Below are 20633 nucleotides of genomic sequence, written 5' to 3' on the forward strand. Positions count from 1 at the left end.
TCTCATCGGCATCACTCCGCCCGACCGCTTCTACATCCTGATTATCTGATGGCGATGCGGTAGGCTCAATATACGAGGTCTTGCAATAACACATTTACTGTTCCAGCATGACGGACTCATGTCTCGCCCCTTAAGATTGGAACTCGCTGGCGGTATCTATCACGTTACTTCGCGTGGGGGAATGGGGGCAAGTCTTGCAGTGACACATTTAATGTTCTAGCATGACGGGACCTTGTTCCGACCTTTAAGATTGGAACTCGCTGGCGGCGTCTACCACGTAACTTCACGTGGTGACAGAAGCGAAGACATTATGTCGATGATCAAGATCGATTGCTCTGGCTGGAAATTTTTGGACAAGCCTGCAAACGTTACAACTTAAATTGACGTGCCTGTTTGCTAGACAGAGCAGCCCCAATCTATTTTTTCTGCGGCGCCAACAACAACCTAGCCGCCTGAGAAACCGCCGAAGCCAGCCCCGGATCACTTTCCATCTGCAACTGCACGTCTTCCACCATCTGGTAAAACGCCGGATCGTTGATCAGCTCTCCTCCCAGTTCCGCCAGCAGCACCGATTCCAGAAAAATCCTGAAAGCCTTGCGCTCACGCTGCGGGTCGTCAGGATCGATCACCAGCACCCGCTGCGCGATCAGCCCGGCAATATCGCGCTCCTGCTGCAGCTTGCCCTTCTTTGTGTTGTCTTTGCCGCCGGTGCTGCTAGTCTTGCGCAGCGAGGCTACCTGGCTGCGAATCAAGGCGGCTATCTGCGCCGAGGCGTTGATCGGGGAGGTCATCCTGGAATCCTTGTTCTACCTGATCAATGAAAAGTCAATGCAGCCGGCTTTGATTGTAGTTGGACAGCAGGAAGTGGTTGTCCGGCAGTGCTTCCTCTGCAGCGGCTTCTTCGGCTGGCGCGGCGGGTTTGATGGTTTGGGTGGCGCGCAGGCGGTGGATTTCTGCGATCAGCAGCTGGATGTTGCCGTTCAGCGCGGCATTCGTGGTGTTGGCGGCGGTGCCTTGTTCGAAGTAATGCAAGGCGCCGTCGAAAGCATCGCTGGCCAGTTCCGCGTAGCCGAGCGCGAACAGTTTCAACGGATCGCTGTCCGGCAGCTGCAGCAGCGGCTGCCAGGTCACCATGGCGATCGCCGGCCGTGCGGTGACGAACTGCAGCACGCCCAGTTCGAAGCGCGCGATGGAAAATTCCGGCGCCAGGATGACTGCCCGCGCATACGCTGCCTCGGCTTCCGCCATTTTTCCTAGCTGCGCCAGTTCGGCGCCCATCAGGAAATGCGGCAGCGGCGATCCTGGTTCTTCCCGGCTGGCCTGTGCGAACAGGCTGAGCGCGGTAGCGCTGTCGTTGGCTTGGCTGGCGCGGATGGCTTGCTGCATCAAAGGGGGGAGATTGTCGGGGACGGATTGCATAAGGCTTCTCAAGGTTAAGCGTTGATGTGCGGCGGAGCGAACAGGTCGCGGCCTTATTTTTTTGCGCCGGGCAAAGGCGGCAGCAAATCCTGTATCGTTCCGCCCATCGGGGCCGGGCGGTTGCTGAGCAAGTGGTGCATGGCGTTTTGCAGCGATTGCTGGTCCGCGGCTTCGCCATTCAGCACTGCTTGCGCATAGGCGGCCGACAAGCTGTTCTTGTCGAGCCCGGTAGCACGCCGGATCTGTTCGCTGGCGCTTTCCCTTTGTCCGCGTATGGCGGCGATGATGGCCAGTGCGCCGTGGCTTTCGCCAAAATTGCGGTCTAGTTGCAGGGCGCTTTCGAAGGCCCGTTGCGCCGCATCGATATCTTTATCCACCAGGCAGGCCCAACCCAGGCTGTGCCAGCTGCCGATGTGGCCCGGCATCAGCGTCACGGCCTTGTGCAGGCTTTGGCGCGCTGCTGCGATATTCAGTTCCAGCATTTGCGTCAGCCCCAGCGTCGACCAGCAGCGGCCGTTGTTGGATTCGCGCTGCATGGCCAGGCCCACGTAATGGTGGGCGCGCGCCACATCGCGTTCCGCCAGCGCCACGGCGGTGCGGGTCAGCAGGGTTTCCAGGCTGGCGTCGCCGGCCTGCAGGGCCTGGTCGGCCAGTTCCTTGGCCTTGAGGGTCTGGTCGGCATCGATCGCAATCAGGCTTGCCACGCCCAGCGCTGCCGGCGCCAGCATGGCCAGCGGCCGTCTTTGATCCACCCATTGCATTGCCTGCTCCAGCTTGCCCAGATGATGCATGGATTTCAGCCAGAGCGCCTGGATCGCAGGATCGACAGCGACAGATGGATCGGCACCGGTCCAGGGTTGCAGCTCGTTGAAGCATGCCTGATAGTCGCCACGCAAGGCCGCGATGAAGGCTAGGTTATGCGACACGGCTGGATGCGGCTCCATCTGCCGTTTCAAATTCAGCAGCAGCTCTTCCGCTTCTTCAAAGCGCCTTTGCGCCATTCTCAGGTGCGCTTCACGGAAACGCCAGGCATTCAGATCGCGGCCGAGCTCCAGGCCAACGGCCAGCTGCTGCTCGGCGACTTCCTCATTGCCGATGCTGAATGCCTGTTCGAAGACATCGGCCCGCAAGTTGTCGTTTTGCGGGTCGCTGTGCAGGAACGTTAGCAGGCGGTCCAGGCGTTTGCTGCCTTCGGAATCAGGCTGGCTGTTTGTTGAGAGGATGGCGCTCATTGACTTCCTTGCTGTTGATTGTTTCCTGGCTGAGCCAAGGTGTTTGCATGAATTCAGTTTTGTGTTGCGTAAAAAATAACTAAATTTGCGCTTTAGCTACATTGTAAATCGGCGGTGATACGGTTTGCTTATTATTTCCCGCCGTCGGCCGCCATCTTTGTGCCGCTGCCCGATCAGATGCTGAGCTGGACACTGCTTGCCCAATATATCCAGCGCGTGCTTAAAAAGTTTAGCGCTGTGCGCTAAATGCTTCCTTATTTTTGGAGCATGCCAGTTTGATAGGAACGATAAAAAAATATTTTTAAAAAAACACTAAACCAATTCGAATTGATGAGGATGTATTGATCAAGAGTTAGCGAAAGGATGATGTCGTGCCGATCGCTATTGCATATTGGAAATTCTCATCAAGGATGAACACATGGTCGCCATCGTTACCGGTAGTGGTTTGGGTCTGCAGTCTGGTTCCGCATCGGGTCTTGGACAAAAGATTCAATTAGGCAATGCAGCGCTGGGACAATCCGGCGAGCAGGTATACGTCAATGCCAGCAACGGCAATCTGCTGCTGCAGGATCGCGACCAGTTCTTGAGCGGGACCGGTATCAACAGCGAGATATTTCGCAGCTACAACAGCCAGGGAAAACTGACAGGAGATAACTGGCTACCGGGCGCGGCGCCGGTTTTGTCATTGCTGAGCGGTGTGGTGAATACGGTTGGCAGCAGCATCCAGCGGGTTGACTGGGATGGTAGCGCCGTCATCTATCTCTATGATGGCAACAAGAGAATGTATGTCGCTAACAGCGGGACGGGCGGACGCGCGACGCTGACCTTTGATGTCACAGGAAACAGCTGGACGTATCACAATGGTACAAACCAGATAATTGAAACCTATGATAGTACGCTGCGCCTGACCGTTAAAAGCGATATCGATGGCAACAGCGTGCACTATCAGTATGACGGCGCGGGGAGGCTCACCCAGGTGACGACTGCGGCTGGAGAAGTCACCTACCTTGATTACAGCAATGATCAGCTGACGCAAATCCGGACCAGCTATAAGGATGCCGCCGGCAAGCAAGTCAACGCGACCTCCACGCGCTACGCCTACGACACCAATAATCGTCTGAGCAAAGTCACTGTGGATTTGAGCCCGGACGACAGTAGTATTGCCGACGGCAATATATTTGCCACCAGTTATACCTATGACGGCAGTAGCAGCCGGATTGCCTCCATCGCGGAATCGGACGGTTCAAAGGTTGCGTTTACTTATACTCCGGTCGGTACGGACTACCGCGTCGCAACCATTGCCCAGACCAGCGATGTGGGCTTGGTGCGCACGACCACGCTCGAATATACGAGCACAGCGGCGACGACCGGAAATCCGGCCCAAAGTCAGACTACCATTATCGATCCGCTTGGGGTGCGAACAACGCTGACGTTTGACGATGCCAACCGATTGACGCACAGCACGGGACCGGGCAGCTCTGACGATAAGCAGTACACATACGATGATAGCGGCAATGTCTCGCGTATCCTGACTGGCGGCACTTATGCAGATAATTTTACTTATGACGGTAATGGAAACCTGACCTCCATAGTGGATTATCAGGGTATCGTCACGACGCGGGAATTTGATTCTAATAACCAATTGCGGAGGGAGACGGTGCAGGCGCCTGCTTCCCTGGGCGGGCAAAGTACAACTACGCGCTATGTCTACAGCATCTCCAATCATTTGCGCTTCATTATAAGCAATGAAGGTCGTGTGACCGAGTACCGGTATAACGCCAGCGGTCAAAAAATAGCTGAAATCCGGCACAGCTGGAACATATTCATTCAAGCGATCAATCCCCCTGAATCCTTCGTCACCGCAAGGGTTGCTGAACGTGTCGGTAAATCGCAGGCAATCCGCACGGATTTCAGCTACGATTTTCGCGGCAACATCGCCAGCGCCATACAGTATGGCAAATTGAAGGAAGACGGCAGCGGTGATGACACGGCAGGCGCCGCTGAGAATACTCAGACCACGTACGTCTACGATCAATCGGGACGATTGTTGCAGCGCCTGGTCGGCGGTACGAAGATAGAGCAGCTGAACTATGATGGCCTGGGACGCTTGCTGTCGTCTACAAAAGCCGACGGTAGCGCGACGCTATATCAGTATGACGATGCCAAACACCAAACCATTGCCACCTTCGCCAATGGTCTTGTTCAAACGTCGACCTATAACGGCGCGGGTGAATTGATTGCGCTGGCACAAGCGTCGTCGGGCACCTTGCTGTCGCAAGTCCAACACTACTACGATTCCGATGGCCAGCTGCGCATGGACGTCGATGCCAACGGGCAGAAAACGCACTATATATATAACACTGGCGGTCAGCGCATCGCCAAGATCACTCAGGACGGCGTTTTTACTGGATACACATATGATGGCGCATTGCGCCAACTGCTGTCGACGACCGTTTATGCCACGCCGTTGAGCCAGGCGCAGGTGACGGCCTTGGTCGATAGTGCTGGCCGTCCCGTGGAGTATCCCGCTGGAACGGCATCGACCCTGGAGAATGCGATCGGCATCAGCCGGCCCATTGCCACTGCGCAGGATCGTCAGCAATGGAGTTTTTATCGCGGGACCTCGGGAGCCGGTTCCTACGGCAGCATCCTCGATCACACGGTGAGCGCCGACGGGACTGTGACGCAATATCAGTATGGTAGCGGCGGCCGGGTGGTGTCGAGCACGCTGTATGCCAACCGCTTGGACATGAGTCATCCCATCGATTATCTTACGCCCTTGCCGCCAGTCGATGCGGCCAACGACCGCACCACGCGCTATTTCTACGACAAAGACGGTTTATTGCAGGGGACGCTCAATGGCGAGGGGTATCTGACTGAATATCGCTACAATGCTGCCAGCCAAAAGATCGCCACCATTGCCTATGCCACGGCAACGCCAGCCGCTGTACGAGGTACTGGCGCGCTGACCGATCTGCGGCCTGCGGTGGCAACGAGCGACATACGCCAGTATTTCCAATACGATAGCCGCGGCTTGTTGCGTGCGGAGATCGATGGCGAAGGCGTCCTGACTGTCTATAACTACGATAGCTACGGCAACGTGGCGCAGCGCCTGCAGGGTTCCACCAAAATCGATGTGTCAGCCTTGTTGATAACGGGGAGTGTCGATAGCAATGGCCAGGCCGTACCTCCAATGCAAGTGGGGAATCCCGATTGGGCAGCGGTACGGACCAAAGCCATGGGCCCCGGCAGCGGCGACGTACAACAAACCAATTACACCTATGACGCCAAGGGACAGCTGACCAATCGCAGCACGTTTATGGTGAGCGCGCTCAGTCAGCTTGGTAGCAGCACCAGCATCAGCTACGACAGCATGGGCAATATCACCAGTGAAACGGCAGGCGTGGCGGATACGCGCAGCACCAGCCGCCGCTATGATATGCAGGGCCGGCTGACCGGCTTATTGAGCGGGGAAGGTTCTGCGGCATTAGCCGCCTTGGGCAGTACAGCGACTGCCGCACAGGTCGACGCCATCTGGGCCAGCTACGGTACGCGCTACAGTTACGGTGCAGCCGGCCGCCTGCTTGCACAGACTGACCCGAGCGGCAACACGACTTATACCTACTATAACTTCAGCGGCCAGATCAGCCATACCATCAATGCCTTAGGCGAGGTGGTGCAGTTCGATTACGATGTCTTTGGCGAACGCACCCAGCAAACGGTCTACGGCATACGACTGGATGCGGCCGCCCTGGCCAAGCTCAGCGGCGGGCAATTGACGGCGGCACTGCAGGCGACGTTTGCGGCACTGAACAGCGATGGATCGGCCAGCGTCACAGCCTATCAATACAACGCTGCCGGCCAAGTGACGAAACAGACCGATGCCCGGGGAGTCGATACCAACTATAGTTATAACAGCGCCGGCCAACGGATTTCAACGACGATCAATACGGAAAAAACCAATGCGGTGAGCGGCCAGCGCACCGACACCATCACATACGATCGTCTGGGCCAGATCATTGCGCAAGCCAAAGATACGGGCGGCTTGAATCTCATAACCCAAGCACTGTACGACGCCTTCGGCCGCACGGTGCAGACCACCGATGCCACGGGTGTTGTGCGTAGCCAGGCCTATGACCGGCAAGGCAATGTCGTCGTAGTCACCGATGGCCTGGGCAACAAATCGCAGATGACGTATGACGCGATGAGCAAGCTGCTGACCAGCACCGACAAGACCGGGCATACCACGAGCTATGCGTATAGTCCGTTCAAGCGCGATGTGACGGTGACCACGCCGGAAGGAATCGTGACGGTGACCAGCGTGAACGAATTCGGCGATCTCATCAAGATTACCGATGGCCGCGGCACCAGCAGCACCTATCAGTACGATAAGAATGGCAAGCTCATCAGCAGCACCAAAGCGGCGGGTACTGATGCGGCAGCGACGGTGATCAGCACCTATGACAAGGCCAGTCATTTGATTGCGACGACGGATGCGCGGGGTATCCAGACGACCTATACCTACGATGCTGCCAACCGCGTGCTGACACGGCTGCTCGATACCGCCGACCTGAAATATCAGACGACGTATGCCTATGATGCCAAGGGGCAGACCGTTGGCGTGACCGACGCCAACGGCGTGCTTACCACGACGCAGTACGACAAGATGGGCAACAAGCTCGTCGTCACGGTGGATGCCGGCGCCGGAAAACTGAATCTGGCGACCAGCTTTACCTATGACGGTGTGGGTAATCAGCTGGCGGTGACGGAAGGGGATGGTAGTGCGCAGCCAAAGGTGACGGCGTATGTCTTCGATAAGCTGAATCGACTATCGAGCAAGACCGTTGATCCGGCTGGTCTGAAACTTCTCACCGAATATCAGTACGACAAGAATGGCAATGTGGTATTGGTACGGCAAAACAATGAGCCGGTGCCGATGCGCTATGCCTACGATGCTGAAGGCAGAGTTACTTATGCGGTCAACCAGAACGGGGAAGTCTCACAGACCGGATACGACGCTGCGGGACGCGTGACCGCAAAAATAGCGCTTGCCGCGAGCATCAATCTGCCGGCCGGTGCGGCATCACTCAAAGACATCGCTGACCTGATTGCGCTGCAGCCGGCATCGGTGCGGGCGAATGATCACGTCACGCAGTATGTCTATGATGCCGATGGCCGTCTGCGCTATACGGTCAACGCCATGAATAATGTCACGGAGCAGGTCTATGACAAGGCGGGCAATGTCGTCAGTACCACGGCTTACGCGTCGCCGATCGCGACAACGGTTGCGATTGACAGTGCGGCCATTGCGGCGGCACTCGCCGCGCAGGCGCCAGCGTCCCATGCTGCCGATCGCACGACACGCACCCTCTATGATGCAGCTAGTCGTCCGATTTATAGCTTTGATGCGCTAGGCTATGTCACGCAAAACAAGTATGACGCCAATGGCAATCTGACCTACCAGACCGTGCATGCATATCCGTATACCGACAAAGCCAATCCAACACCAGCGGAATTGGATGCATGGGGCACAAAAATTGCCAATACCTGGGGCATGATTTTGCCCTCGACGACGACATGGATCTATGACGGTGCGAATCGCCCTCGTTTCATTGTCGACCCCCTGAACTACATTGCAGAAAATCGTTACGACAGCAATAACCACCTCATCCAGAATCTGCGTTATGGCCCTTACGGTGCGGGGAATTCACGCAACAACAGCTATCAGCAATGGATGATCGATAAGCCCTATGCGATATCTGCTCCAGCTGCGATCATTTATCGCTATGACAATGCTGGTCGGACCGTGGGCATCACAGATGCCGTGGGAATGGTAACCCGCTATGAACTCGATGGCTTGGGTAATGTCGTCAATACCTATGTTGTAGATGGCACGACAGTGCAAACTGTCACTCACGCTCTCTATGATGCGGTAGGAAGAAAGCTTGAGGAAACGCGTGCTTGGGGGACGCCCATCGCCAGCACCAGCCGTTATGTGTATAACACGCAGGGATTGCTGATCGCCGAGTTTGATCCGCGGGGGATCGAGCTTGCAGAGCAGGATACCGATTGGGCATTGGCTCAGCGCAAGGCGGCCGGCATGGTGGATGCCAGCGGAAACGGTTTGAAAGCGGCAGCACTGGATGCGACGCAAAAAGCTGTGCTGATGAATCGCTATGTGAAAGCGAGTAGTTACGATGCACTCGGCCGTGTGGCGCGCACATGGACGGCGACAGACCCCACAGGCGTTGCGACTTCCTACGACGCCTTCGGTAACGTCGCATCTGTGGCGCAGGGCGCACGCACCACGGCGTTTAGCTACAACAAGTCCAACAAGAATACCTTACAAACGACGGGAGACGGTGCGGTCGTGCAAACCGCCTACAATGCCTTTGGCGATCCGGTGACGGTCACGCAATACGATAACGCCGCGGCAGTAGGTGCACTGCCGACTGCCAGTCCGCGTGACGCTCTCACTCAGATGGAGTACGACAAACTGGGTCGTCTGGTGAAGTCTACCGATGCGGAAGGATTTAGCGAGTACTTCGGTTATGGAGCGCGTGGCAAGCGTATCAGTTATACCAATAAATCCGGCAGTCTGTTCCGCTATGAATACGACAGGAATGGCAACCTGACGACGGAATATATCCCGAATAATACCCACAACAACTATGGGTATGACGCCTATGGCCGGGTGGCATGGAAAGTAGAGAACGATAATAGTAGTGATGGTACAAGTCCCCGTTCGTACGAATACGACAGACTTGGGCATGTCACGGCAACCTGGAGCACGCCAGTCCCCGTGATCTCAGCCACCGGCAGCACCAGCATGGTGATGCCGATACAGCGCTTTACGTTTGATATACGCGGCAACCAGACCAGCGCCAAGGATGCCAACGGCAACACCAGTTACCAGTATTACGATGCTCTGAACCGCAAGATTGTCGATATCAGCGCGACCGGCACCTACACCAGCTATATTTATGACAGCGTCGGCAATGTGGTGACGACCCGCGTCTATGCGGTGCCGGTGAAAGCGACTACGCCCGATAGCATGCCGGCGGCGCCGACCAATCTGGTTGGCATGCGTGAGACCAACAACGTTTATGACGCCAACAATCGCCTGATTGAATCGCGCATCATGAATGTGGGGACAGGCAAATTTTACGCGGATGCCAAGGATCCCAATAATCCAGGCCGCACGGGTATGTATTACATCGATAACGCCAGCACGATTGTCCGCACATGGACGTATGACGCGCGCGGCAATGCCATTAGCAGCACTGATCCGAATGGCAATCAAACCTTCAGTTTTTACGATGCCAACGGCAAGAAAGTGTTGGACATCGACGCCCAGGGTTATGGTACGGCGTGGATTCGTGACGTCAACGGCAATGTGACCGAACAACGCCAGTATGCATTGCGCTATACCGACGCTTTTACTAGCAGCAGCGATCCGCAGACCATCATCAATGCATGGGCGCGCAGTGGGGACGATCGCATCACGCAATACACCCGGGACCGCAACAATCGCTTGACCAGTGAAACGCGCACTGGTGTCGATTTCGCCACGGTGGACAGTAACGGCGCCATGACCGAAGTCAAGGGCGGCAATGTCACCACCAGCTATCAATACGATGGCGATGGTCACCTGACGCATAAAACCGATGCCAACGGCAGTCAGTTCGACTTTACTTACGACAAAATGGGACGTCTGAGCAGCCAGATGCTGCCGCAGTTCGTCGATTATCTGAATCGGCAGGTCCGCAGTACGACATTGTTCGAATACGATGGTCTGGGTCATGTCAAGAAGGAAACCCAGAAGGGCACGACGGCAGCCGAAGATCGTGTAACCACCTACATATACGGCGCTGAGGGTCGCCAACTCAGCAAAACGGATGCTCTGGGAACCGTCACAGACTATGGTTACGATCTCAACGGCAATATCACACAGACCAGCTTTATTCGTCTGGATGCCAGCGGCAGCAAAATTAAAGACACGGCGCACATCAGCTACGATGCGGCCAATCGGGAGATTTCGCGCAACACGCAAAGTACGGATCCCGACACCGGCAGGCTGTTATATGGCTATACGACGACCGAGATGCAGTACAACACCTTCGGTGAAGTCACCGGCCGCCGCACCAACGGTGGCGGCGCCAACGGCCAGTGGCAGCAGTATGCAGAATACGACAATGCCGGCCGGGTGATGCGCTCGAACTTCGATGGCGGCATCAGTCATCTCTACATGTACGACAAGAACGGCAATGCGACGCTCAAGATGGAGTCGATGACGACCGATTTGCGCGGTGCCGTGATTAACACTGTGGCCGATTTGCAGAAACTGGTGCAAGAGGTTCAACTGAATCAAACCTTCACGCGCTATGACGAGCGTAACCAGGTGGTCCAGATCATGCAGCCTAAGGTGTCGGCGGGCGCGCCGCAGATCACTTTCCGGCCGATTGACGTTCCTATCGACGGCGGCAAGTTCGCGAATACGGAAGTATGGCTGGGCGGCAGTATCAAGCGTCCAGCCGGTACGGTGCCGGGGCCGGCGATTCCTAGCGCCGGAGAAGGCGCCATCCTGGCTGGCTCGGGCGGCAGTGCCAGTGTTTCTGCCGATTGGGCGGTGACCAAAAAAAGTTTTAACGGCACAGACGGCGTTGCGGTCAATTCTCTCTCTATCAGCCTGCCGGACCTGAGCGCCATTTATGGCGCATACCGGATAGAAGCGCGTGTCAGTTACACCGTCTCAGGCAAGCTTTGGCAGTATAGAAACATTGGAACCGCAACAGAAACTCAATATGTTGGCGAACTGACGTCGTTTAGCAAACCTGGCAGCGCCAGTTCCGGTTCCTTGCCGGGAAGTCCGCGCACCCTTTCTGTCGATATCGGCTACTTTAGCGGGGCGCAGGCGGGGGGGGGCGGTGACGGCGATCTGGTGAACGCTTGGGGGCCGGGCCAACTGGCAGGAGGCAGCGGCGTCAATTTTGCCTACACGGTGGAATTCTACGTGACGCCGGAAAGCACCGGTGGCGCGCCGCAGTTTATCGGATCCATCGATAAGACGGCGCAGCTTTTTGGGTCGGTGGATACAAGCGCTTATCACGCGGAGAGTGACACCAGCCCGACCGTTTTAAGCGACATACGATATACGGCGCTTGCGGATGGTTTAAACAGTACGCAATCCTTGTCGCTGGGTTCGCACACAAGTTATCCCTTGGCGACATCGACTCTGGTGCCGAGCGGTGCGCCAGGCAGCGCTGTGCGGATCAAACTGCCCGATTTGACTCAGGTCTATGGCAACTATCGTGTCGTCGTCGATGTGCAGTATGTAGTGAGAGACGGACTGTTAAGCAGCAGTACGCATGCACTCAGTAAAAGCGTTGATGTGGGAGGATTGTCGCAGTCGATTGATATTCCTCTGACGGATGGCGCCAGTGGCCAGTACTTGAACACTTATACGGCGACGGTAAGGCTGGTTTCCAAGGATGATGCTAACAATTCCTTAGTGCTGACGACTCTAGCCAGCAGCAGCTTTTACGATTATAAGAAACTGGTGTTACCTAGTTATCAAGAAAGGAAAGTTTCTGCCAATGTCAGTGGGACTTCTCCGCGGGCGATATTGCTTGCCATGCCGGATCTTTCCGATTTGTATGGGGACTACAATATTGGCGTCACAGTTACTTATAAAACTCAGTCGTCCTTCAACGGCAGCAATACGGTCAGCGACAATTATGTCGATACATTCTCGCAAGATCATGCATCGACTTCATTGTCTATCCCCTTGTCCGCCCAAGTCTCTCCTGGCACGGGCAATGGCATTTATCAATATTCGATAGAAATCCGCATTACGCCCAAGAACAATCCCGGCCAGTCATTTGTCCTGGCGACGCTGAAGAACTATGGCAGCGCGTCCTCGGAGGCGACCTTCGTCAAGGCCAGCAGCCAGATCCGTCTGGCCAACGCCACCTTGCCGGCGGGCGCCAGCGGCGTGGCTTACTATCGCCCCTTGGGATCCACGGCGGCATTTTCAGTGCTTCCCAAGAGCAGCAATAGTCCGGCCGGCTCCTGGGTTGCAGACATTGACGCCGTGGCGGACGGCCAATACGAGGTGGTGTTTATTGCCACCGGTGCGGATGGCAATGAAGCGCATGCGCTGTTGCGCCGTGATCAGTACACAATGACTCTTTCAAAGGGAGGAATATCGACCCTGACGGCTGACCAGATTCCTGCCAGAGATGTTTACACCGATGCGCATGGCAATTTCCAGTACGACGTCACCGGCACGTATCTGTGGCAGTCGCCGCAAGTCCTGACTGCCTATAATCTGCAAAGCACAGACCGGCAACTTGCGGATGCCGTGCAGTTGCGTGTGCGTCCCGTTGGTTCGCAGACATGGATTTATCCATTCGGGCAGGCGGCGGTTCAGCGCGATCCTGCCACCGGCGCATTCAAGTTCGACCTCAGCGGCCTGGCCGGCAATATGGAAGTGGAGCTGGCCCTGTTCAAGGGCGGTGTTGCTCTCGACACTTTGACATCGACCGCCGCTTTCTCGGGAGGCGCGGCGCCGGTGTTCAGTTTCGGCTTTTTGCGCGATAAAAAAACCTCGATCACTTTCAATGGACTGGTGCCCAATACCGAGTATGTTCGGGTCAAGTACAACATCACCGTGGATGGGGTGGTTAAAACCATCAACAAGACCATCCGTAAGAACGGCAGTGGTGAATTTCTCTGGGATACCAGTGATCCTGCCAACGAGGGCGGTAGCCTGACGCCGGATCCTTATCAGGTCTATACCTACGACATCGTCTTCAATGGCTACGATGCCTATGACACGGTCTTGTCCATGGGCAAAGGAACGGTTAATCTGGGTGGCCCGATCGATCCTGCCGGAAAACGTCCTTTCACACTTACGGGGAGTGAGCGTCCGGTAGTGATCGAATTCGTGCCAAGAGCCAGTGGCGACGGGCCGCAGCAAGGCACGCTGCTGACCAATGCCAACAAGCTCAATCTCTATTTCCGCCGGGCGCCTAAGGCCCAGGCCGACTATGACCGGCCGATGACGCTGGTCACCCTGAGCCGCAACGGCGAAGGGCGCTTCCTGTTCAACGCCACCGAGTACGGCCTGCCGGGCGATACCGAATACGAGTATCGCTACGAAGCCGTTGACAGCGCCGGCGTCGTATTGGTGGAGCGCAGCAGTTATTTCGACACGCGTACCCGCACTAATCCGGCCACCAACACCGATATCATCGGCGTCATCACCGAAACCAACAAGGACATGACGATCGACCGTTATGAGCGCCATAACGCGTTCGGCGAAGTCAGTGGCGAACGGGATGGTCGCGGAAACTGGACCGACCTCTACTACAACGCCCAAGGCAAGCTGATCAAGAAACAGCAGGCCGAAGTCATGATCACGCTGGCCAACGGCTTCCAGAAGCTCATGCGTCCGGAGACCTTGTTCTCCTACGATCGCACCGGCAACCTGGTCGGCATGAAAGATGCCAACGGCAACCTCACCACCCAAAGCTGGAACTACGGCAGCGGCAAGGTCGACACCAGCTGGGATGCAGCACATAACTACAAAACGTCGCAGTACGACCAGCTCGGCAATCTGCGCATCCAGCGCGACGAACTGCAGCAGCAGACCAGCTACGACTACGACAAGCTGGGGCAGCTGAAAGTCGTCACGCGCGGCGCCGGCGCCCAGACCAGCATCGACAAGTACAATTACGACGAAGCCGGCAACCGCATCAGCACCACCAATACCCTGACCGGGCAGAACAAGACTTTCTACGACGGCGAAGGCCGCATCATCCAGACCGTCAGCGCGGAAGGGCGTGCTGTCTTGTACCAGTACACCTGGAACAGCAGCATCGCCAGCGTCGGCACGGGAGTCAGCGGCGGCTGGCAAAAAGTCACCACCGACGCCAACGGCCACACGCTGACCGACAATATCGACACCTTTGGCCGGGTCACTTGGCATCAGGACATGAGCGGGCGCACCACCGGTTATGCTTATAACTGGGCGGGCTTGCTCGCCAGCGAAACCGGCAGCACCGGTAAAAACATCGTCTACGATTACTACAGCAATGGCCTGGTGTGGAAGATTACGGATAACGGCACTGGCAAGCAGGCCTTTTACGAGTACGACGGCGATGGCAATCGCACCTATGAAAGCTATCGTTCCGTCACCGGCGCCTATGTCTACACCCAGGCCCGCGTGGTGTACGACGCCCTCAACCGCGTCACCAGCATCAGCGATCTGCTCTACAGCGTTTCGTACGAATACGATGCGGTGGGCAACCGCCGGCACATGGCGGCGACCTATCACGATTACGTGCAAAACACCAAGCAGAACCAGGACTACTGGTATGCCTATGACGGCTTGAACCGCTTTACGGTAACAATGGGGCAGCTGTCGGGTGCGCGCGCCACCAGTGCGGACGACGCCAGCGTGACCGTGGTGGCCGGCGCCAAGGGCGGCGACGGCATTTATCTGGCCTACAACGCGATCGGCCAGCGCAAACTGGCGACCTACGCCAGCGACGGCCGTACCGAGCTGTACGACTACGATCAGCTTGGTTACCTGACCACGCAAACCATCAACGGCGTCAAGACCAGCGAACGCACCAATGACCAGCTGGGCCGAGTCACCAACTACAGCGAATGGCTGGCCGACGGCAGCAAGCAGGTCACCAATCTGACGAAAACCTACGATGCGGACGGCCTGCAAAAGACCGAGCGCGACAACCTCAACGCCAGCAGCACCGCCTACACCCGTCTGGCGGACGGCACCCTGAGCCAGGTCAAGGTCACCCCGGACGATGCCGACAAGGGCACCACCATGACCATGAACTACGCCTACGAGTGGTGGGATGGCGCCAAGCAAAGCAAAATCACTTCGCAAGGCACCAACCCGAACGCACCGGGCTGGAAGCCGGCCAACAGCCTGTTCAACTACGACATCAACGGCAATCTGAAAGCCACCTTCGACGACGGCGGCGGCGAAAAGGCCAAGCAGCGCGCCTTCAGCTACGAGACCGACCAGCAAGGGCAGATCCTGAGGAGGAATGAACTGGGCGGCGTCACCATCAACGCCAACGACCAGGTTACCGGTGCCAGCACTGACCGGATTCATAATTTCTATTATCTGAACGGCCACCGCATCGGCAACGTCGGCAATGACGGCATCGAAAAGATCGACTACGTCAAGGAGCTGGCCGGCAAGCTGGACAAGGGCGGCGACAACACCTATAAAATCTTCACGCCGATCAGCGCCGTCGATTTCGACGAGAACTACATGAAGATCAGCGGCAGCTATCCGGCGATGAGCGCGGACAACTGGACCGTGAGGGAAGGCGACACGCTGCAAACCATCGCTGCAGCGATGTGGGGCGACAGCACTCTGTGGTACATCATCGCCGACGCCAACGGCCTGAAAGGCGAAGATGTCCTGAAAGCCGGGCAGGTCCTGAAGGTGCCTAACAACGTCGTCAACTTGCACAATACGGCGACCACCTTCAAGCCGTATGACCCGGGACTGGCGATCGGAAACACGCAACCGACATTACCGACGCCGCCACCGCCGCCAGGCAAGGAAGGCTGCGGCGGGATCGGGACCATCATTGCCATTGTGGTGGCGATTGTGGCGACGGTGTTTACAGCTGGCGCGGCGGCTCTTGCCATGGGTGCTGTGGCGGGAGGCTTTACCAGTGTCGGCGCGGTAATGACTGCAGGCATGGCGGCACTGGCCGGCAGTGTCGGCGGTGTCGGCTTAGGCATGGCGGGCGTTGCTGCCGCAGCGATTGGCGGAGCGGTGGGAGCGGCCGCTGGCCAAGGTGCCATGATGGCCATGGGCATGCAAGACAGCTTTAACTGGAAAGGCGTCGCTTTGGGAGCGATAAGCGCCGGCGTTGGCTCCGGCGTTGGATCTTATTTTAGCACCGGTGCCGCAGTCGCGGCGCCCGCTACGACTGCGGCCAATGCCACGAACACTGCAGCGACCACCAGCCTAAATGCAGCTGATATCGCGAAAGCAGCAGGTCAGGGGGCGCTACGCAACGTCGCTGCACAAGGCATTGGCGTGGCGACGGGCGCGCAGCAAAGTTTTGATTGGAAGGGCGTCGCCGTATCAGCAATTGCGCAGGGAGTGGGCCAAGCTGTGGGGGCTCAGATAAAAGGCTGGAATATCGACAATACTGCAGCAATGGACAGTGCGATCAACGTGGGGGCAAGAAACGTTGTAGCAGGTTTCGCTGGAGGTGTCGTCAGTACAGTAGCCAGAGGAGGAAGTTTAGGTAGAAATGTTGGTGCCATTACCATGGATACACTGGCCAGCACGATTGGTAACTCGGTCGTCGATCAGATGGCGGCGACCTCTACCCAGAAAATCTATGGCTATGACGATGGCAATAAACTGGTGAGAGGGAGCTCTCCACTCGCAGACAGGTCGGGTGGTGCAGATGGGTATGCCAGTGATACCAGTTCTTCGGGAAGCATGGCAGGCGATGGCAGAATGGTTCTTTCGCAAAGGATGCAGCAATCGGCGATGAATTATCAGGCCGGTACATCGACCATGCCGATGATGGAAATCACTGGAAGCCGGTCACGCGTCCCCGTTATAACGGTCGAGACAGGCAGGTCGGCAGATGGCAGCATGGTGTACCAGGATGATATTGTGCCGATTGTAGTGACGGCTAGTCGTTCGCAGGCCCAATCAAATGGGGTGTTACCGGAAATTGATTTGCAGGAACGTTATAGTGGTGGGGTAACGCAGGCAGCCGGACTAGGGTGGCGTGAAGCGATGAATCCTGGAAATTCATGGGGACAGCGCGCCGTATTTGGCGGCTTGGCGCTGGCAGCAACGCCTGTGGCAGCAGTGGAATCACTACTTTATGCACCATTTAATGTGGCCCCAGCTGCAAGAGAAACCGGCCAATATCTTGCCAGAGCGAATTTGCAGAGCGATCCGGCCCTCCGCAATCTTGATTTGCTAAGAGCAGTCCAAACAGGAGCAGAGGCATTTACTTCAGCAGGAGCTTGGGTTGGCGGAGTCAGGCCGCAGAATGGCGCAACACAATCTGCTAGAGAGTTTGCTGCTGCACAAGCGACTTATAAGGGGAATAGCTCAACAGTAGAACGGGTTCTTTTTGAAAACAAGTTCCCTCTGGACGCAATCGGAGATCCTAAAATTGTTCCTACACAGGCTCTAAAAAATATGAGCGGGAATCTTAACTACGTTGTACTTGAAGATGGCTCTCTTGTTGTCGGGAAGTCGCCTCACACAAGCCTTACTAACAATACTTCCGTTCAGGCTGCTGGCGAAGTCCAACTATATAATGGCAATGTGAAGTGGCTTGACAATGCTTCTGGGCACTACCAGCCTACTGGTCCGCAAATTCAAGGTATTGCGGAATCTGCCTTCGATAAAATTGGCCTGGATGTAACTGGTAAATTCAAGTTCAAAGTTTGGACACCAGATCCTTCACTTCCACGAGGCGGAAAATGGGTGCAACAATGATTGTTGATACGTTAAAGAATGAATTGCTGGCTGCGGAAAATATTTTAAATACCGAATATTCTTTTGAAAAAGCCGAGCCGAATTACCTACGGTGCCTTGATATCATTAAAAGCGCACCGGAAATGCGGCCACAATTTGTTGGTCTGTTAACATCTCTGTTCGAGAGCAATGAGATGAGTGATGAGCCTTTAGCATTTCTCATGCACGTGCTTCGATGGCCTGAGGTGCGCGAATGGGCTGAGAATAATATACGTCGAATGCCCAATCCGATTGCCACAGGTCGGCCACTTGAAAAAATAATCGAGGCATTTAGTGACAATTGGGAAAACAGAGAATTTTATGCATTATTCTCAAGCTAGAAATGGAATTGTTTGCTGGATTCCTGCCAAATGCATGGGCCCGTCCTGGTCCGCTGCCTTCCCGGAAACGCAAAAGCATATCGGGTAGGCCAGACATGCGGGCATCCCCGCACCCCTGAATGGCTGATCACACACCACGCAACATAGTTGAAATCGGCAAAAGCCCTGTGGTGACAGGGATTTTACGTGTCATACAGGTACGCGTAGTTTGTAATACAGCTAAGTTGTTTATGGGAGCTAATGGCTTGATAATAAAGGAAAATGTGGCTGTTTTTTTTAGCAAAAGCTGCGATAAAAAGATGCTGAGAAAAATAACTAAAATCGCCAAAGTGCCTGTCGCAGCTGGCTTCTCAGCTGTAATACACCTACGCTTTTAGCGTATTACAGCTAACTCATGGTACGTATTGCATTTGTCATGCATGGAATTGTTTGCTGATGTCTTGTTTTAAAAAAGAAAAGCCGCTCTCAGCCCTGGTAGTTACCCAGGGTTCTGAAAGCGGCTTTTTTATTAGCGGCTAATGAAAAACGTCTATTGCCCCGACTGCGCCAGCACAGTATCGAGCATTTGCGAAACAAAGCGCTGACGCGCTATAGGTAATTGTGCAATTGCCTCGATTTGCTGCTGTAGCTTTGGTGCTGGGCCACGTTTGCCTGTGCGCTTTGCATGTTGAGCATGACCGACTAATTCATCTATAGGCGTCATAAACAAGGTGGACAGTAGGGGCAGAGTCGATGCTGGCAAGCGAATGCGTGCAACCTCGTAGTGCGCCAAGGTTTGCTGGGCGATATTGAGCCTCTCGGCCAATTGCTGCTGCGTCCAGTCGCGTTCCTTTCTTAGCTGGGCGATGCGCTGCCCAAGCGCCACAAAAAATTCTTTGTCATCCGTTGCCATGATCTCAACCCAATTGCTGCGTATCGAATCCATAGCTTAACTCCCGTTTTTTAAATAGGGACGCCAGGGTCAGGTCTTGCAGTAACACATTTTCGGAATCAAATTCTGAGAACCAGCATAAGACCGACCGCATTCCAGACCCGGCGCAGAAACGGTTTGCACAGCAAGACCTGACTTCAGGTTTCCTGTCCAGCAGCGTTCAACAGCATTTGGTTTGACAAATTGTCAAGGCGAAGATAGATTGCTCGCCTTGTACTCACTGTTTTTCATACAACGTAGGTCGACGGAGCAAATATGTCTGGCATCTCCTGTGGGATATTCAATGATTTATATCTCAGGCTGGTTGAAAAGATCGCCCCTAAAACACTGCTCGACATTGGCGCGGGGCAGGGGAAATACGCTGATTTGACACGGCAGGCAGGCGTTCAGGCACGTATGACCGCCACCGAAATCGTCCCCGACTACGTTGAACGTTTCGGATTGCGCGAGAAGTACGACGAAGTGCTGGTGATGGATGCCGCGCAGATGGTGCTCGACAGCGGTTGTAGAAACCGGTTGTATGATGTGGTAACGATCGGCGACTGCATCGAGCATATTCCAAAATCGCAGGCGCTCGACTTGCTGAATTTCCTGACTTACCGTTGCGCCTATACGATCGTGATAGCCCCTGAATTTCTCTATTACGACGTCAGCGGGATGGAGCATTCGGAAGCGCATATATCGGTATGGTCCGAGCAGGATTTCCATTGGCATGACCGGTGGGCGTTCATGCGTAGCGAATTCATGCAGATTTTCATATTGCGGGGCTATCAACCTCATCCGGTATCTCTGGAAGAGCTGGTCGGGAATATCAACACCAAGCCTGTTTTCGTACACAGACAGGATGGCAGCGTGCATAAGGCGGCGCATCTTGAACTACGCACGCGGCCGCGTCCCGAGCTGGTCGACGGGGCGCCATATACATTCAGGAATGCCTGAACGAGCAGCGGAGGTCAGGGTCAGATACCGTCTTGAATAGCAAGCCCGCCGGTTAAATAATTTGGATCGAAGGGTTTACCGATATGAGTCACTCCGTAAATTAAATGTGTCATTTTATGCATGACAGCACCGATGACCGCTTTTTTGGCCATACCAGTGGCCGATAACCGCTGAGCAAAGCGACGTAGTATCGGGTTGTGCCGGCATGCCACCAAGCTAGGCAT

General features: G+C 55.6%; 8 protein-coding genes and 1 pseudogene. 4 read left to right on the plus strand and 5 right to left on the minus strand.

Features of this window, described 5'->3' with window-relative positions:
• Positions 1 to 416: 416 nt before the first annotated feature.
• Genes AC07V8_RS25120 through AC07V8_RS25130 form a run of 3 tightly spaced genes read right to left on the minus strand, consistent with a single transcriptional unit; the run spans position 417 to position 2651 of the window.
• On the minus strand, positions 417 to 791 hold the full coding sequence (locus AC07V8_RS25120) for a hypothetical protein (protein WP_494681054.1): 375 nt from the start codon (positions 789 to 791) through the stop codon (positions 417 to 419).
• A gap of 34 nt (positions 792 to 825) precedes the next feature.
• Positions 826 to 1419 carry a hypothetical protein gene (locus AC07V8_RS25125; RefSeq protein WP_494681055.1) on the minus strand — a complete coding sequence of 198 codons (594 nt, stop codon included), beginning with the start codon at positions 1417 to 1419 and terminating at the stop codon, positions 826 to 828.
• A gap of 53 nt (positions 1420 to 1472) precedes the next feature.
• Complete coding sequence (locus tag AC07V8_RS25130; protein WP_494681056.1) at positions 1473 to 2651, minus strand: hypothetical protein; 1179 nt, start codon at positions 2649 to 2651, stop codon at positions 1473 to 1475.
• Positions 2652 to 3069: 418 nt separating this feature from the next.
• Here AC07V8_RS25130 and AC07V8_RS25135 point away from each other — a divergent pair, with 418 nt between their 5' ends.
• The 3 genes from AC07V8_RS25135 (at position 3070) to AC07V8_RS25145 (ending at position 18916) form a co-directional block, all read left to right on the plus strand.
• Complete coding sequence (locus AC07V8_RS25135; protein WP_494681057.1) at positions 3070 to 18180, plus strand: LysM peptidoglycan-binding domain-containing protein; 15111 nt, start codon at positions 3070 to 3072, stop codon at positions 18178 to 18180.
• A complete protein-coding gene (locus tag AC07V8_RS25140; RefSeq protein ID WP_494681058.1) occupies positions 18165 to 18539 on the plus strand; it encodes a hypothetical protein in 375 nt (124 codons plus the stop codon). Before AC07V8_RS25135 ends, AC07V8_RS25140 begins: the two co-directional genes overlap by 16 nt.
• Before the next feature lie 119 nt (positions 18540 to 18658).
• Complete coding sequence (locus tag AC07V8_RS25145; RefSeq protein ID WP_494681059.1) at positions 18659 to 18916, plus strand: hypothetical protein; 258 nt, start codon at positions 18659 to 18661, stop codon at positions 18914 to 18916.
• A 152-nt stretch (positions 18917 to 19068) separates the two neighbouring features.
• On the opposite strand, the gene AC07V8_RS25150 is transcribed toward AC07V8_RS25145, so the two are convergent.
• A complete protein-coding gene (locus AC07V8_RS25150; protein WP_494681060.1) occupies positions 19069 to 19464 on the minus strand; it encodes a helix-turn-helix domain-containing protein in 396 nt (131 codons plus the stop codon).
• Between the two features lie 261 nt (positions 19465 to 19725).
• On the opposite strand from AC07V8_RS25150, the gene AC07V8_RS25155 reads away from it, so the two are divergent.
• On the plus strand, positions 19726 to 20409 hold the full coding sequence (locus AC07V8_RS25155) for a class I SAM-dependent methyltransferase (RefSeq protein ID WP_494681061.1): 684 nt from the start codon (positions 19726 to 19728) through the stop codon (positions 20407 to 20409).
• A 20-nt stretch (positions 20410 to 20429) separates the two neighbouring features.
• Here AC07V8_RS25155 and AC07V8_RS25160 read toward each other — a convergent pair.
• Positions 20430 to 20633: pseudogene (locus AC07V8_RS25160) on the minus strand (IS110 family RNA-guided transposase); the annotation flags it as partial.

The organism is Collimonas sp. GW821-FHT02H07, assembly GCF_059421505.1.

Excerpts from the sequence above, each read along its gene's own strand:
- AC07V8_RS25140 (WP_494681058.1), top strand. The coding sequence starts at position 18,165 with ATGGGTGCAACAATGATTGTTGATACGTTAAAGAATGAATTGCTGGCT.
- AC07V8_RS25145 (WP_494681059.1), top strand. The coding sequence starts at position 18,659 with ATGGCTGATCACACACCACGCAACATAGTTGAAATCGGCAAAAGCCCT.
- AC07V8_RS25150 (WP_494681060.1), bottom strand. The coding sequence starts at position 19,464 with ATGGATTCGATACGCAGCAATTGGGTTGAGATCATGGCAACGGATGAC.
- AC07V8_RS25130 (WP_494681056.1), bottom strand. The coding sequence starts at position 2,651 with ATGAGCGCCATCCTCTCAACAAACAGCCAGCCTGATTCCGAAGGCAGC.
- AC07V8_RS25135 (WP_494681057.1), top strand. The coding sequence starts at position 3,070 with ATGGTCGCCATCGTTACCGGTAGTGGTTTGGGTCTGCAGTCTGGTTCC.
- AC07V8_RS25120 (WP_494681054.1), bottom strand. The coding sequence starts at position 791 with ATGACCTCCCCGATCAACGCCTCGGCGCAGATAGCCGCCTTGATTCGC.
- AC07V8_RS25155 (WP_494681061.1), top strand. The coding sequence starts at position 19,726 with ATGTCTGGCATCTCCTGTGGGATATTCAATGATTTATATCTCAGGCTG.
- AC07V8_RS25125 (WP_494681055.1), bottom strand. The coding sequence starts at position 1,419 with ATGCAATCCGTCCCCGACAATCTCCCCCCTTTGATGCAGCAAGCCATC.